13 protein-coding genes, 1 tRNA gene and 1 pseudogene are annotated in these 14,131 nt (G+C 71.3%); 3 read left to right on the top strand and 12 right to left on the bottom strand.

Annotated elements, in window-relative coordinates:
- The 7 genes and pseudogenes from QZ483_RS08575 to QZ483_RS08545 all read right to left on the bottom strand — a co-directional run.
- A pseudogene (locus tag QZ483_RS08575) lies at window positions 1–343 on the bottom strand (hypothetical protein); the annotation flags it as partial.
- A 247-nt stretch (window positions 344–590) separates the two neighbouring features.
- Window positions 591–1,289 carry a 50S ribosomal protein L1 gene (gene rplA / locus QZ483_RS08570; RefSeq protein ID WP_297082951.1) on the bottom strand — a complete coding sequence of 233 codons (699 nt, stop codon included), beginning with the start codon at window positions 1,287–1,289 and terminating at the stop codon, window positions 591–593.
- A 61-nt stretch (window positions 1,290–1,350) separates the two neighbouring features.
- Entirely contained in the window at window positions 1,351–1,782 is a 432-nt protein-coding gene (gene rplK / locus QZ483_RS08565; RefSeq protein ID WP_297082949.1) for a 50S ribosomal protein L11, read from the bottom strand.
- Between the two features lie 60 nt (window positions 1,783–1,842).
- Window positions 1,843–2,706 (bottom strand): transcription termination/antitermination protein NusG, encoded by an 864-nt coding sequence (gene nusG / locus QZ483_RS08560; protein ID WP_297082948.1) that lies wholly within the window; start codon window positions 2,704–2,706, stop codon window positions 1,843–1,845.
- 29 nt (window positions 2,707–2,735) lie between these two features.
- A complete protein-coding gene (gene secE, locus QZ483_RS08555; protein WP_297082947.1) occupies window positions 2,736–2,993 on the bottom strand; it encodes a preprotein translocase subunit SecE in 258 nt (85 codons plus the stop codon).
- A 54-nt stretch (window positions 2,994–3,047) separates the two neighbouring features.
- Window positions 3,048–3,120 (bottom strand) — tRNA-Trp (locus QZ483_RS08550).
- Between the two features lie 197 nt (window positions 3,121–3,317).
- Window positions 3,318–4,181 (bottom strand): type IV toxin-antitoxin system AbiEi family antitoxin domain-containing protein, encoded by an 864-nt coding sequence (locus QZ483_RS08545; RefSeq protein WP_297082945.1) that lies wholly within the window; start codon window positions 4,179–4,181, stop codon window positions 3,318–3,320.
- Between the two features lie 231 nt (window positions 4,182–4,412).
- Between QZ483_RS08545 and QZ483_RS08540 the strand changes: the two genes are divergently transcribed.
- The 3 genes from QZ483_RS08540 to QZ483_RS08530 all read left to right on the top strand — a co-directional run bounded on the left by QZ483_RS08540 (window position 4,413) and on the right by QZ483_RS08530 (window position 7,512).
- Window positions 4,413–5,624, top strand: a complete 1,212-nt coding sequence (locus QZ483_RS08540) for a pyridoxal phosphate-dependent aminotransferase (protein WP_297082953.1) — start codon at window positions 4,413–4,415, stop codon at window positions 5,622–5,624.
- Between the two features lie 149 nt (window positions 5,625–5,773).
- Window positions 5,774–6,673 carry an ABC transporter ATP-binding protein gene (locus tag QZ483_RS08535; RefSeq protein WP_297082943.1) on the top strand — a complete coding sequence of 300 codons (900 nt, stop codon included), beginning with the start codon at window positions 5,774–5,776 and terminating at the stop codon, window positions 6,671–6,673.
- On the top strand, window positions 6,670–7,512 hold the full coding sequence (locus QZ483_RS08530; protein WP_297082942.1) for an ABC transporter permease: 843 nt from the start codon (window positions 6,670–6,672) through the stop codon (window positions 7,510–7,512). Before QZ483_RS08535 ends, QZ483_RS08530 begins: the two co-directional genes overlap by 4 nt.
- Before the next feature lie 18 nt (window positions 7,513–7,530).
- Here the strand turns inward: QZ483_RS08530 and QZ483_RS08525 are convergent, their stop codons facing one another.
- The 5 genes from QZ483_RS08525 to QZ483_RS08505 form a co-directional block, all read right to left on the bottom strand.
- Entirely contained in the window at window positions 7,531–8,178 is a 648-nt protein-coding gene (locus QZ483_RS08525; protein ID WP_297082940.1) for a hypothetical protein, read from the bottom strand.
- Window positions 8,175–9,518: a hypothetical protein gene (locus QZ483_RS08520; RefSeq protein ID WP_297082938.1), complete on the bottom strand. Its 1,344-nt coding sequence runs from the start codon at window positions 9,516–9,518 to the stop codon at window positions 8,175–8,177. The genes QZ483_RS08525 and QZ483_RS08520 overlap by 4 nt, the downstream gene beginning before the upstream one ends.
- Entirely contained in the window at window positions 9,518–9,871 is a 354-nt protein-coding gene (locus QZ483_RS08515; RefSeq protein ID WP_297082936.1) for a hypothetical protein, read from the bottom strand. Before QZ483_RS08515 ends, QZ483_RS08520 begins: the two co-directional genes overlap by 1 nt.
- 8 nt (window positions 9,872–9,879) lie before the next feature.
- Window positions 9,880–10,179 (bottom strand): WXG100 family type VII secretion target, encoded by a 300-nt coding sequence (locus tag QZ483_RS08510; RefSeq protein WP_297082934.1) that lies wholly within the window; start codon window positions 10,177–10,179, stop codon window positions 9,880–9,882.
- 46 nt (window positions 10,180–10,225) lie between these two features.
- Window positions 10,226–14,131, bottom strand: a 3,906-nt coding sequence (locus QZ483_RS08505; protein ID WP_297082931.1) for an FtsK/SpoIIIE domain-containing protein, incomplete at its 5' end; no start/stop codon positions are given.

Here is a 14,131-nt window from a genome sequence, read left to right as displayed (position 1 = left end):
GCGTCCGGCGCGCGTAGCCGATGGCCAGGGGGCTGCCGAATCCGCGCTGGAATCCCACCAGGTCCGCGCTGAAGGACCGCACCCACTCGGGCATCGACAGCAGCGAGCAGTCCGCGTCGATCCAGAACACCGCTCGATCGGGGTGGGCCTCACAGACCTCCGCGAGGAAGGCGATCTTCTGCCGGCAGACATCGGCCCAGTCCTGGTCGGGAGCCTTCTCGATCTGGCGGACGTCGTGATCGAGGCCCAGCCGGTCGAGTGACGCCCGGAGGCGGTCGCCGTGCTCTCGGTAGTACGCGTCCGGCGTGTGGAACGAGCACACGATCGGCGGCTGTACGGGCACGTCGTCACCTCCTGCGGCGCTCGGACCTGCGCCGCAGTCCACGCTAGGGCTCCGAGGTGACGGAGGGCTGTCGGGACGGTGAATGCGAGGCGAACCCCGCCGAGACGCCAGAAGGCCCGGCTTCCCCTGACGGGGGAGCCGGGCCGGGTGCCGCGCCATCGCCGGGTCACGGCTCGGGCACGACACGTGCTCTCGCGACGCTCATCCCGGGGTCGCCGGGACTCGCGCGAGTGCGTCTATGCGGGCGTTACTTCTCCGCCTTGGCGGCCGTGTCCACGGGGATTCCCGGGCCGGTGGTCGCCGAGACCGAGGCCTTGATGATGTAGCGGCCCTTGGAGGCGGACGGCTTGACGCGGTTGACCTCGTCGAGCACGGCCTGGAAGTTCTCGAGCAGCTTCTCGTCGCCGAACGACGCCTTGCCGATCACCGTGTGGAGGTTGGCGTGCTTGTCGACGCGGAACTCGATCTTTCCGCCCTTGATGTCGGACACGGCCTTGACCACGTCCATGGTCACGGTGCCGGTCTTGGGGTTCGGCATGAGGCCACGGGGACCCAGCACCTTGCCCAGACGGCCGACCTTGCCCATGAGGTCAGGGGTGGCGACGACGGCGTCGAAGTCCTGCCGACCGCCCTGCACCTCCTCGATGAGCTCGTCGCCGCCGACGATGTCGGCGCCGGCCTCGCGTGCCGCCTCTGCCTTGTCACCGTTGGCGAAGACCAGGACCCGAGCGGTCTTGCCGGTGCCGTGGGGCAGGATGACGGTGGAACGGACGGCCTGGTCCGCGTGACGGGGGTCGACGCCCAGCTTGAACACCGCGTCGATGGTCGCGTCGGTGTTCTTGGAGGACGTCTTCTGCGCGAGGCGCACGGCCTCGAGCGGGGTGTACAGCTGGGTGCGGTCGACGAGCTGCGCCGCATCCTTGTAAGCCTTGGAGCGCTTGGTCATCTGCTTCTCTTTCCTGTGCAGTCGTGGTTCGGGGCAGCGCGCCCCCTCCCACTGGGTGGTGCTAGTTGACGGTGATGCCCATCGAGCGCGCGGTGCCCGCGATGATCTTCGCGGCGGCGTCGATGTCATTGGCGTTGAGGTCGGCCATCTTCTGCTCGGCGATCTCGCGGACCTGAGCGTCGGTGATCGAGCCGACCTTGTCCGTGTGCGGGACGCCGGAGCCCTTCTGGACGCCTGCGGCCTTCTTGATGAGCTCTGCGGCCGGCGGGGTCTTCGTGATGAACGTGAAGGAACGGTCTTCGTAGACCGTGATCTCCACGGGGATCACGTTGCCGCGCTGCGACTCGGTGGCCGCGTTGTAGGCCTTGCAGAACTCCATGATGTTGACGCCGTGCTGTCCGAGGGCGGGGCCCACGGGCGGCGCGGGGTTGGCCGCGCCAGCCTGGATCTGGAGCTTGATCAGGCCGGCGACCTTCTTCTTCGGTGCTGCCATGGTGGTTTCGGGTCCTTCTGTGGTTCGTGGCGGCGGGCGCCGCCTGGTGTGCTGGGGAGCCTAGATCTTGGTGACCTGGGTGAATCCCAGCTCGACCGGGGTCTCCCGGCCGAAGATGGAAACGAGTACGTGGAGCTTCTGGGACTCCACGCTGATCTCGGAGATGGTGCCGGGGAGGGTCGCGAACGGGCCGTCGACGACGGTGATCGACTCGCCGACCTCGAAGTCGACCTCCACCGGCTTCGCGGGGGCGTCGGCCTCGGGCTCGGCCGCCTCCGCTGCGGGCTGCGACGGGGCGAGCATGCCGTACACCTCGTCCATGGTCAGCGGCACGGGCTGCTGGGCGTGGCCCACGAAGCCGGTGACGCCGGGGGTGTTGCGCACGGTTCCCCACGACTCGTCGGTGAGGTGCATGCGCACCAGGACGTATCCGGGCATGCGGACACGGGTGACGATCTTGCGCTGGCCGCCCTTGACCTCGGTCACGTCCTCCATGGGGACCTCGACCTGGAAGATGAAGTCCTCCATGTGGAGCGACTCGCGGCGGTGCTCGATGGCCTGCTTCACGCGCTTCTCGTGGCCCGAGTACGAGTGGACCACGTACCAGTCGCCCTCCTGCATGCGCAGCTCGAGGCGGAAGTCCTCGGCGGGATCGGCCACCGCCTCGGGCGCCTCCTCCGCTGCAGCCTCGTCGACGACCGCGACAGCCTCTGCGGGCTCGACCGGCTCGTCGGCCGGCACGGCGTCGTCGGACTCGACCACGGCGTCGGCCGGGGCGTCGCTCAGGTCGGCCTCGTCGACGGCAGGCGTGGTCTCCTCGGCCGGGGCGTCGGCAGCCTCCTCGGCGCGCTCGGTCGCCTCGGCGATGTCTGCCACGAGCTCGTCCAGCTTGTCGCTGGCGGCGTCGAGCTTCTCGTCACTCACCTGTCACCACTTACCTTTCAGGGCGGCCGTCAGCCGCCGAATACCTGCGAGGACGCCCAGTTGAACACGAAGTCCAGACCGAACGTGATCAGCATCATCACAGCCACGAACGCGAGCACGATCCAGATGTATCGGATCAGCTCCTCGCGGGTGGGCGTGACCACGCGCTTGAGCTCCGAGATCACCTGGCGCACGAACAGCGCGATGCGTCCGAAGATGCTCCGGCCCTCGCGGCTCTCGTGCCGCGGGTCCTTCTCTCCGGAATCCGTCACGGCAGATTCGCTCACCGGGAAGTCCTTCGCTTGAGGGGTTTGAATGCGACGCGGACGCGCCGCGCTCAGCAGGGCAGGAGGGACTCGAACCCCCAACCGTCGGTTTTGGAGACCGATGCGCTACCAATTGCGCCACTGCCCTCCGGGAGCGGTGGGTGCTCCCGTGGCTCCCGACAGGTTCACGATGGCCGCACCAGGGCGCGCTTCACCATGACGTCTGTCAATCGCCGAACTGCAATGGTACGGGTTTCCGGCGCGGAAAGCGAACCGGGTCGTGCAGGTCTCACGCATGGCCGGCGCGACCATGCGTAAGTAGGGTCCCGCAGGCGCAGGTTCCACTCATGATCGCCCGGGCCTCCGTGGCTTGTGCTCGGCCAGGAAGGCCTCGACTTCCGCCCCCACGTCCACCGCATCGGACCCCAGAAGCTCAGCCGCGGCAAACCTCAACACGGGTAGGCCAGCGCGCACCGCGCGCCTCCCGCGACGCCGGTCACGCACGAATGATTCCCTATCCGAGTGGAACGCGCGGCCGTCCACCTCGATCACCACCTGGCCCTCGACAACCAGATCCACCCGCCCGACATGCGGCAGGAACCGCTGAGGATGCACCGAGAGCCCCCGCTTCACGCAGTCGAGTCGCGCCAGCGTCTCGCCCACCGACTCGGATCGGCCGTCGGCGTGCGCCAGCAGCCACTGCCTCCTGGCCGCAGGGGTCGCCGTGAACGCCGCGATGTCCGCGTGGGTCACGAGACCCTGGTGGAGGGCCGAGTCGACCGCGACCAGGTGGCTGCGCTCATCAAGACATCTGCCCGCGTCGTCGAGCGCCTGGGCGACCACCGCCACCGGCGGCCCGTTGCCCTCCGGCCCGCGCGCATCGACCCGGTAGTGGAGGCGCACCCCACGCACATCCCGACCGGCTGTGGTGTAGGTGCTCGACACCGCGAGGTGCACCGCGGGAGACCCCCGGAGCATCGCGACCCCGTGAGTCGCAAGTGCGGAGACGCAGGTCAGCACACCACGGAGCGTCACCGCTCGCAGCACGAGCGGGTCGGCGTCAGGGACGGCCAGGATTCCGTGGCGCACACGATGGACGCTCCCCTCTGCGACTGCGGCCGCGATCGCGCGCCGAGAGCACCCTCCCGCGCGCAGCCAGCTCACGCGGGCGACTCCCCCGACACGCTCGACGTGGTTCCGTACGCACATGCTCTGACCGTGCCTGGTTCTGCGCTGCTGTGGGGGCCGCGACCAGGATCTGTGGACGACGAGCGGGGCCGCAGAAACGGACGTATGCGTGTCCATCCGTGAGAACTGTCCGATCGAGGCAATATCCACTGACGATTCCGGCCAGCATGCGTTGGACGTGCCCGGAGGGGCGGGCGGCGCGGCCCGACCCGGGACATCGGGCGGGTGCCCGCTCCCGCGCAACGTGGAAGAATCGAGGCCGTGACCTCCAAGAACCGTGTCTCCGCCCGTCTTGGCGCCATCGCGCCCTCCGCCACCCTCGCCGTCGACGCCAAGGCCAAGGCCCTCAAGGCAGCCGGCCGGCCCGTGATCGGCTTCGGCGCCGGAGAGCCCGACTTCCCCACGCCGCAGCACATCGTCGAGGCGGCGATCGAGGCCGCGCGTGACCCCAAGAACCACCGCTACACGCCCGCGTCCGGACTCCCGGAGCTGCGCCAGGCGATCGCGGACAAGACCAAGCGCGACTCGGGCTACGAGATCGATCCGGCCACGACGCTCGTCACCAACGGCGGCAAGCAGGCCGTGTTCCAGGCGTTCGCGGCCATCCTCGACCCGGGCGACGAGGTCATCCTCCCCGCGCCGTACTGGACCACGTATCCCGAGGCGATCGGGCTCACCGGCGCGACCACGGTCGAGGTCTTCGCGGGAGCGGACCAGGACTACCTGGTCACCGTGGAGCAGCTCGAGGCCGCCCGCACGGACGCCACGAAGGCGCTCCTGTTCTGCAGCCCGTCGAACCCGACCGGCGCGGTCTACTCGCGCGCGCAGACCCAGGCCATCGGCGAGTGGGCGCTCGAGCACGGGATCTGGGTCATCACCGACGAGATCTACGAGCACCTGCTGTACGACGGCGCCGAGTTCACCCCCATGCTGTCGGTGGTGCCCGACCTCGCCGACACCTGCATCGTCCTCAACGGCGTCGCGAAGACCTTCGCGATGACCGGGTGGCGCGTGGGCTGGATGGTGGGCCCGCAGGACGTCATCAAGGCCGCGACCAACTTCCAGAGCCACCTCACGTCGAACGTCGCGAACGTGTCCCAGCGCGCGGCGATCGCGGCGCTCACCGGCCCGATGGACGAGGTCGAGAAGATGCGCGAGGCCTTCGACAGGCGCCGCCGCACCATGGTGTCGATGCTGTCCGAGATCGACGGGTTCCAGGTCCCGACACCGACCGGAGCGTTCTACGCCTATCCGTCGGTGGAGGGCTGGATCGGACGCACGGTCCGCGGCCGCGAGATCGGCAGCTCGATCGACCTGGCCGCCGTGATCCTCGAGGAGGCGGAGGTCGCGGTCGTGCCGGGCGAGGCGTTCGGCCCCTCGGGCTACGCGCGCCTCAGCTACGCGCTGGGCGACGAGGACCTCGCCGAGGGCGTCGGTCGCATCCAGGCGCTGCTCGCCGAGTAACGCCGCGCGCGCGACGGCGGACAGCCGATGCGCGGGCCCGGAGGGGCACCCCGTCGCCTGGGCGGCGTCGCACGTCGGCCGCGCGGCCGATGCGCGCGTCACCCGCTCAGCCGATGCGGGGCGGGGGCGCTCTCGCTAGCCTCGTTCCCATGAGCGATGCAGCGATCAGCGTCACCGGCCTGCGCAAGACCTACGGCGACAACCACGCCGTCGACGGCCTCGACCTGGAGATCCGCACGGGCGAGGTCTTCGCACTGCTCGGGCCCAACGGCGCCGGCAAGTCCACGACCGTCGAGATTCTCGAGGGCTTCCGCAAGCGCACCGCCGGCGAGGCGCAGGTGCTGGGCGTCGACCCCGCGCACCCGACGCGCGCGTGGCGCGAGCGCCTGGGCGTCATGCTCCAGACCACCTCGGGCCGCAGCTTCCTGACAGCGCGCGAGTCGCTGCACCACGCGGCCAAGCTGTACTCGAACCCGCGAGACGTGGACGAGGCGCTGGCTGCCGTGGGCCTCACGGAGAAGGCCTCCGAGAAGCCCCAACTGCTCTCGGGCGGCCAGCGGCGGCGCCTGGACGTCGCGCTCGCCGTCATCGGCAGGCCGGAGCTCGTGTTCCTCGACGAGCCGACCACCGGTTTCGACCCCGAGGCGCGCCGCCAGTTCTGGCGGCTGATCGAATCCCTGACCTCGGACGGCACCACGGTGGTGCTCACGACGCACTACCTCGATGAGGCCGACTATCTGGCGGACCGCATCGGCATCATCGCGAACGGATCGCTCGTGGCGCTCGACACGCCCGCGGGCCTGCGCGCCCGCGCGACCGAGGCCCACATCACCTGGCGCGAGGGCGGCGAGCCGCGCAGCGAGTCGACGTCGGTGCCCTCGGCCTTCCTCAGAGAGCTCCTGGGCCGGCACGCGGGAGAGGTTCCCGAGCTCGAGGTGCGCCATCCGTCTCTCGAGGACGTGTACCTGCAGCTGGTCGGCATGGACGCCGCGAGCCTCGCCCAGGCCGATGCCGAACCGGCCGCCGCAACCGAGGAGGCGACCCGATGACTACTCAACGCTCCGCTGCCAGCCCTTCCCGCGCATCGGCCAGCCCGTCGTGGGCGAGCATGGCGATGGATCGCATCGTCGTGGATCTCAAGGACTTCACGCGCTCGCGCGAGCAGATGATCTTCATCTTCGCGTTCCCGATGCTGCTGCTGGCGATGTTCGGCGCGATCTTCGGGAGCGAGACCCTGGGCGACACCGGGGTCACGTTCTCGCAGTACCTGATGGCGGGCATGGTCGCGAGCGGTATCCTCAACACCGGCTTCCAGTCGCTCGCGATCTCGATCGCGATCGATCGCGACGAGGACATCCTCAAGCGCATCCACGCGACGCCGCTGCCCGCCACGGCCTTCTTCGTGGGCAAGATCGTGCACCTCGTGCTGGTCTCGATCGTGCAGATCGCGATCCTCATCGCGATGGGCATCCTGCTGTACGACGTCCAGGTGCCGTCGGGCGAGCAGTGGGTGACCTTCGCGTGGGTGTTCCTGCTCGGCACCGCCGCCGCCACCGCGATCGGCATCGCCACCAGTTCGCTGCTGCGCAACGCCAAGGCCGCGTCGGCGATCCTGACTCCCGTGGTGCTGTTCCTCCAGTTCACGTCCGGCGTGTTCTTCGTGTTCACGCAGCTGCCGTCATGGCTGCAGTCGGTCGCCGAGGTCTTCCCGCTGAAGTGGCTGGCCCAGGGCATGCGCTCGGTCTTCCTGCCCGAGACGTTCGAGGCTCAGGAGGCGACGGGGAGCTGGCAGCACGGGATGACCGCGATCATGCTCACGGCGTGGTTCGTCGCGGCGCTCGTGGTCGCGGTGCGAACGTTCCGCTGGCAGCGTCCCGAGGACCGCTGACCGACTCCGGCGCCTCGCTCACGCCACGTCCGGGGCCACGCGCATCGACTGCATGAAGGTGTCGCACAGGTCGAGGTAGAGCGTGCGCAGCTCGACGTCGTCGCGCCCCAGCAGTGCGGTGAACGCGACCACATGCCACGGCGTGCCGTGCAGGCCGGGCAGGTAGTAGCGCACCCGCAGGCTCGGCACCTCGGCGAGTCCGTCGAGGATCGCCGCCCGGTCGCGAGCGCCGATCGCCGCCACCTCGACCTCGTCGCGGACCGCCGAGGCGACATCGCCCACCGCGTGGGTCCGGAGCGAGACCGCTCCCCCGACCACCACCGGAGTCGCCGAGGCGTCCTGCGCCGCGAGCAGCGCGAGGTCGTGCCAGGGATCTCCCGCCATGACGCCGTCGTGGAGCCTGAGGATCTGCGCCGACAGCGGCAGCGTCACGCCCGCGACTGGCGCGGACGCAACGAGCAGTCCGACGACGTCGCAGCGCGCGCCTGGCGGCACCTCGGTCGCGGCGACGAGCCGTTCGCGCAGCCATCGCTGCGCGGCGCCATCCGCGTCAGGATGTGCCGTCGACGCCAGAGCATCCACCGCCGCATCGATCGCCTGCGCGCGGTCCTCGCCGAGCGTCACTGCGGTCCAGCCGCGGGGGGCGGCGAACGACACCGTGCTCATGAAGCCTCTCCGGCGCGGGACGGTTCGCCGGGTGCCATCGCGTCCGCACCCTGGCCGGACACGCCCGAGCTCGGGTCGAGCAGCAGGCCGCCAGGTGACGTGGGCACGTGCGGCCCGGCCCCCGTCCGTCCATAGAGCCCGGCGACGTCGAGGGTGAGCTCGACTCCCATGAGGCTCCATCCGTTGAGGGGATGGTCGCTGGGGTACCACGCGGACATCAGCGTCAGGCCCTCATCGACACCTTTCGCGAGACCGAAGCCCGGGAAGACGTCGACCGCGGTGTCGGCCACGGTCTCCGCCGTGCGGACGGCGGGGCTGTGAGAGGCGTCGATGACGCGCCCCACCCAGGTCACGCTCGGGGTGTCGGGGGCCACCGCGACAGCGCCCACGAACCGCGCGACGTCATCGAGGCGACTGCCGGCGAACCGCGTGGCCACGCCTCCCACCGCGGCATCGGCGACCTTGCCGCCGATCTTGCCGACCGCGGCGTCCACGCCGATCGCCGCCAGAGCGAGGGGCGAGGCCCTGCCCGCGCACACGAGGATCGTGGTGAGCGCGACCTTGACGGCTCTGACGATCTTCGACGCGACCGTCGCGAGCCGGGCGACCGCGAACAGCGCCGGCGCGAGAGCGGCGCCCGCACCGGTGAGCACGACCAGCACCGCAGCGATCGTGAGGACCACCGCGAGGATGTCCAGGACGATCTCGATCAGCGGGAGCAGCTCGTGGACGACGGCTTCCACCGTGGCCATCATCCGATCCCACGCGGAGTCGTTGATCGTGGACCCCTCGACCTCGCCGCGGATCGCGAGCGCGCACCCCTGTGCGGCGCGGCGCCAATCGTCGATCAGCCCGTCCAGCTCGTGGCTCCGCGCGGCGACCACCGCGTGCAGCTCCCTCACCTGCGCGTCTAGGTGCTCCACCATCGACTGCTGGCCCCACGCGGACGGGTCCTGGGGATCGAGCGCGGCGACGTGGTCCCGCAGGACCTCTGCGCGCGCCTCGAGTCCGGCGCCGTCCGCATGCGCCTGGCGGGCCTCGGCCATCACCACCCGGGCACGCTCCTGGAGCCAGCGCAGCTCGGTCGAGAACGCCATCAGCTGGTGAGCGAGGGCGTCGTACCTCTGGTCCACGGCGTTCAGGTGCGCGTGGACCGTTGAGGCCGCCTCTGAGAACGCGTCGACGGCATCGCTCGCCGACACGTCCGAGTTGACGACGGCCGCGAGATTCTCGGACGTGGCACGGATGGCGTCCGCGATGCCCCCATACGCGCTCGCGTGCTCCTCGATCGTGTCCGGGTCGCCGTCGATCGGGAGGTCCGAGCCGAGGACGTCCGCCATCACACGGCCCTCGCCGAGTGCGCGGGGTCCCCCGGCAGCAGGGCCGTGGAACGCGGCGCGGACGCCAGACTCGACGCGAGATCGCGGTCGGTGTCGCCCAGGTGCTCGACGACCGAGCCGGCGATGAGCGCCAGCTGCCGAATCTCCTCGCGAACCTGCTCGCGGCGGATGCGCCAGCTGTCGGCGACATGCTCCACGGCCGCGCGCAGCTCGTGCGTCTCCGGCGCACCGCCGATCGCCCCCGTCACCTGGTCCACCGCCGTGTCGGCATCGGAAAAACCGTCCGCGATGGCGGCCAGCTGCTCCGTGGACCGGGCGAGCGCGTCGAGGTCGAGCACGAGCCTGGACCCCACGACCGCCCCTACTGTCCCCGGATGGAGCCCGCGAGCGCCTCATCGGTCTGCTGGAGCGCGTCCGCGGCGGACCGCAGGAACTGGCTCAGCCCTTCGAGCGCGGCCACGGTCTGCTTCGCCGACGCCGTGAAGGTCGTGTACTGGTCCTGGAACGCCCCCGACGACGCGGACGTCACGTAGCCGTCGGAGACCAGCGCATCGATGTAGGCCTTGAGCCCCGACAGACGCCCGTCGATGTCGCCCTGTCCCGACAGGAGCTGGTCCGCGGCGACCCGCAGGTCGTCGTAGGTCACGGTGAGATTGGCCATGCTGTCCGTCCTTCCGGAGCCACCGCCCTGGCGGCATACGAGCAAATTAACGAGGCGCGACCACCGGCGGCAGGCCTGCCGTCGGATCTGTGGAGAACTCTCCGTCCGGCCACGGCATGTGCACGGTCGCGACCCGTCCTGCCTCGACCCACAGGCCACGTCCCGGCGGCACGGGGCCACGCGGCGCGCGGGGCGCCTGGACACCGAACAGCATCTGGCAGTCGGCGCCCTCGGGGGCGAGGATCAGACCCCGCCGAGCGCTCCTGATCTCGGATGCGAGCGCTCCGACGGCCCAGGCCTGAGTCTCGGCCTCGCCGATGATCAGGTGCCCCTGCCGGCGCGCGCCCTTGACCGCCTGGAGCAGCGCTCCATCGCCCAGCCCGCCGCCGAAGTCCTGGACGTTCTCGATGCACAGCGCCACCGAGTCGTCTCCGTGGGCCGCCTGCTCCAGTCGCTCTCGCCATCGCTCGAGGAGCTCGTCTGCCGCGTTGGGGCCCTGGTGGACGGCGTCCCAGGCCCGTAGAGCGCCGATGCGCGTGCGGCGCTGTGTGAGCAGCACCAGCGTGCGGGCGGGGTGGGCGCGGCGGATGGCTGTCGCCATCCAGGCGAGCGCGGTGGAGCGTCCCGTCCCGGGCTGACCCGCAATCGCGATCGGGCGCTCGACCTCGAAGCCTCGCGGCTCGAGCGTCTCGGCGTCGATGCCGAGCACCGGCAGGCCCACGACATCCGCGGGCAGGCTGGATGCCCTCACCACCGCCGGCAGGCGTGGAATCGGCGCCGCGGGGACCGCGCCTCGCGCGCGGAGCTCGGCCGCGAGGCGATCGACGGCCAGAGCCTGCACCCTCACGCTTGGATCACCGCCGAGCACACCCACCTGAAACTCCCTGCGTGTCGCGGCATCGCAGCCGCGCCCCGGGGGTGAGGACGGCGACAGCGCCGTCCCGCGCAGTCCCACGAGCCCGTACTGGGCCTCGTCGTTCAGCCGCAGCACGAGCGTCCTGCCCACGAGCGCCCGGAGCCGGTCGGCGGCGAGCGCCACGTGCACCCCGACGGACCGGCCCTCGGACATCACGGTGACGAGCCGTCGGAACACGTCGTGCCGCGCCACGTCGTCGAGGTACCCGGCCTGGAACGCACCGAAGCCGTCGATGAGCACCAGCAGCCGTGGGAGCCCGGGATCGCCGGCACCTTCCCGGAGGTCGTCCAGGCTCGAGGCACGAACAGCGGTGGCGCGGCGCACCCGCGTCTCGACCTCGGCGCACAGCCGCGTCATCATCCTCGCGATGCGCTCCGCGTCCTCGACGTGCACCACGTCCGCGACGTTCGGGAGCGACCGCAGCATGTCGAGCCCGCCGCCCCCACGATCGATCCCATAGATGTGCACGGGGGCCCGTCCGGCCGCGAGGGTCTCGCCCAACGCGATCGACCGCAGCGCAGTCGAGGTGCCCGAGCCGGAGCCTCCCAGCACCAGCAGGGTGCCCTCCCGATCCGGGTCGTAGGCCACCGGCCCCTGCGACTGTCGAGCCGGATCGTCCTCGAGTCCGAAGGCGGCTGCAGGCCGGGCTCGACGCGCGAGATCGAGCAGGTCATAGGTGGGGGCCAGCTCGTCGAGCCACGGCCGCCGCGGCGGCGGCACCGAAAGCCGCCGCGCGGCCTCGGTCAGCGCGCCAACCATGCGCGCCGCATCGGTCTCCCCCGCGACCGGCGCCCCAGCGGACCCGGGAGACTCCCACACGCGTCCCTCGCCCCAGTGCAGCTCGCGGACGGCCACCGCCGGCGTCGCCGGTTCCGCCGTCGAGTGCGCGCCGGCGAACGCGGCCTGGAACGACGCGACGCGGCCCGGTCCGGTCCGAGCCATCGCGCGACCGGGCAGGGCAGGATCGACGTGGGCCGCGTCCGCCACGCCGAGCACGTCGACGGAGTCCGGCTCGTCCGCCATCCGCAGCGCGATGCGCAGGTTGGTGTTCGCGCGAAGGCTGTCCTTGATGACGCCCGCAGGTCGCTGCGTCGCCAGGATCAGGTGGAGGCCGAGCGATCGCCCGCGCTGGGCGATGTCGACCACCCCATCGACGAAGGCCGGCACCTCCTGCACCAGCGCGGCGAACTCGTCGACGACGATCACCAGGCTGGGAGGCGCCTCCGGATCGCCGGCTCTCACCAGGGTCTTGAGGTCCTTCGCCCCCTTGCGTGCGAGCAGCTGCTCGCGCATCCGAAGCTCAGCGCGCAGGGAGGCGAGAGCGCGGTCGACCAGGTGCGGCGCCAGATCCGTCACCAGGCCCACGCTGTGGGGAAGACGGGTGCACTCGGCGAACGCGGACCCGCCCTTGTAGTCGACGAGGAGGAACGTGACCCGCGCCGGGCTGTGGGCGGTCGCCATCGCGAGGATCCACGACTGGAGGAACTCCGACTTCCCCGCTCCTGTGGTCCCGCCGACGAGCGCGTGCGGACCCTGAGAGATCAGGTCCAGGTAGAAGGGCTCGCTACCGTCGTGACCGACGAGCGCGCGCAGCGTGAACGGCCTTCGCGACACCGGCCCGTGCTCGGGTGCTGCGACGGCGCGGTCGAGCGCGGACCAGCTCGAGCCGGCCCGGCGCGGGTCGAGCGCCTCCGACCCGTGGAGGTCCAGGAAAGACACCGAGCGGGGCACCGCCGCGTCGCCGGTGTCGACGGCGCCCACATCCTCGAGGCAGCACAGCTGCCGCGCGACGGCCGCGGCCTGCGCCACCGTCACGGTGTCGCAGTCGACCGGCGTGCTGGTGGCTCCCTCGCGCACGTGTCCCACGCTCGCGCTGGCGGCGTCCACGACCACGACCGTCCGGCAGGCCGCGGGCACCCGTGACGGCGAGGCGGCGACCCAGATCACGTGCACGTTGACGTCGGCGCCCCTCTCCGCGAGTCGGATCAGCCGCGCCCGGTCCGCTGCGGCGTCGTCGCACACGAGGACCACGATCGCCGGCGTCGACGGCGCCTCGGCTCCTGCGCCCGTAGGAACGCTCCCGCGAGGCACGGGCACCAGGTGCTCGATGTCCTCGCCCGCGCGGTGCGACACGAGCGCCTCGAGCTGGCCCACGAGCGCCTCCGCACCCACGGCGCCGACCACGACGTGCGCCGCACTCAGCGGGGAGGCCGGCGACGAGGTGTGAGGCAGCCACTCGAGCCACCGCCATGCTTCCGGCTCGGCTGGCGACACGAACCCGGCGATCACGCACTCCTGCGGCGAGTGCAGCCCGGCGAGCTGCAGAAGCACGGCGCGCGCCACCGCATCGGCCCGCGCCACCTCACCCCCACTCCCTGCCGCACCCTCCCGCGCGGCCGCACCGGCGACTCCCACCGCCCCTGCAGAGCGCAGGTCGGCCGTGACGGGCACGCCGTCGATCGACGCGAAGCGGCGGCGCACGGCATCGGCCTCCTTCCAGGTCTCGGCGACCGCATCCCGCATGGGCGACACGGTCGCCGTCGCCCGAGCGGGGGAGGATCCGAGGCCGATGCGCACGGTCAGGAACGCCTCATGCTCGGGACGGTGCGTCCACAGCAGAGGGCCCCGATCGCGCACGCTGTCCATGACGTCCGCGACGGCGGGGTGGCGCTGACTCCGGGTCGTGCGCTCGCGCTCATGACGCTCCGTCATGGTCTCCACCGCCAGGTCCAGAGCGCGGCGGAACTCCGCAGTCTGCTGTCCGAGCAGCCGGCGCGCGCTCACCCGAGTGTCGACGTACGAGCCCACCATCATCAGCGGCGCCATCGCGACGAACACGAGCGAGATCAGACGACCGGTGACCGCGTACATCGTCAGGCCCAGCGCCACCGGCGCCAGCAGCGCGACACGGGGGAACTGCCGGGGCTGCGGCCTGCGCGGAGCATCGGGCAGGTCCAGCACCTCGTCGCTCGCCGGCGGCACGACGCGGGGCGGCCGGGTGACGCTGACGGACGGCGGCTCGGCTTGACCGGCCAC

The sequence above is a fragment of the uncultured Demequina sp. genome (assembly GCF_913055775.1).
Taxonomy (GTDB): Bacteria; Actinomycetota; Actinomycetes; order Actinomycetales; family Demequinaceae; genus Demequina.
This window is presented reverse-complemented; position numbering and strand designations above follow the sequence as displayed.

Excerpts from the sequence above, each read along its gene's own strand:
- rplA (WP_297082951.1), bottom strand. The coding sequence starts at position 1,289 with ATGACCAAGCGCTCCAAGGCTTACAAGGATGCGGCGCAGCTCGTCGAC.
- rplK (WP_297082949.1), bottom strand. The coding sequence starts at position 1,782 with ATGGCAGCACCGAAGAAGAAGGTCGCCGGCCTGATCAAGCTCCAGATC.
- QZ483_RS08545 (WP_297082945.1), bottom strand. The coding sequence starts at position 4,181 with ATGTGCGTACGGAACCACGTCGAGCGTGTCGGGGGAGTCGCCCGCGTG.
- QZ483_RS08535 (WP_297082943.1), top strand. The coding sequence starts at position 5,774 with ATGAGCGATGCAGCGATCAGCGTCACCGGCCTGCGCAAGACCTACGGC.
- QZ483_RS08530 (WP_297082942.1), top strand. The coding sequence starts at position 6,670 with ATGACTACTCAACGCTCCGCTGCCAGCCCTTCCCGCGCATCGGCCAGC.
- QZ483_RS08525 (WP_297082940.1), bottom strand. The coding sequence starts at position 8,178 with ATGAGCACGGTGTCGTTCGCCGCCCCCCGCGGCTGGACCGCAGTGACG.
- QZ483_RS08520 (WP_297082938.1), bottom strand. The coding sequence starts at position 9,518 with ATGGCGGACGTCCTCGGCTCGGACCTCCCGATCGACGGCGACCCGGAC.
- QZ483_RS08510 (WP_297082934.1), bottom strand. The coding sequence starts at position 10,179 with ATGGCCAATCTCACCGTGACCTACGACGACCTGCGGGTCGCCGCGGAC.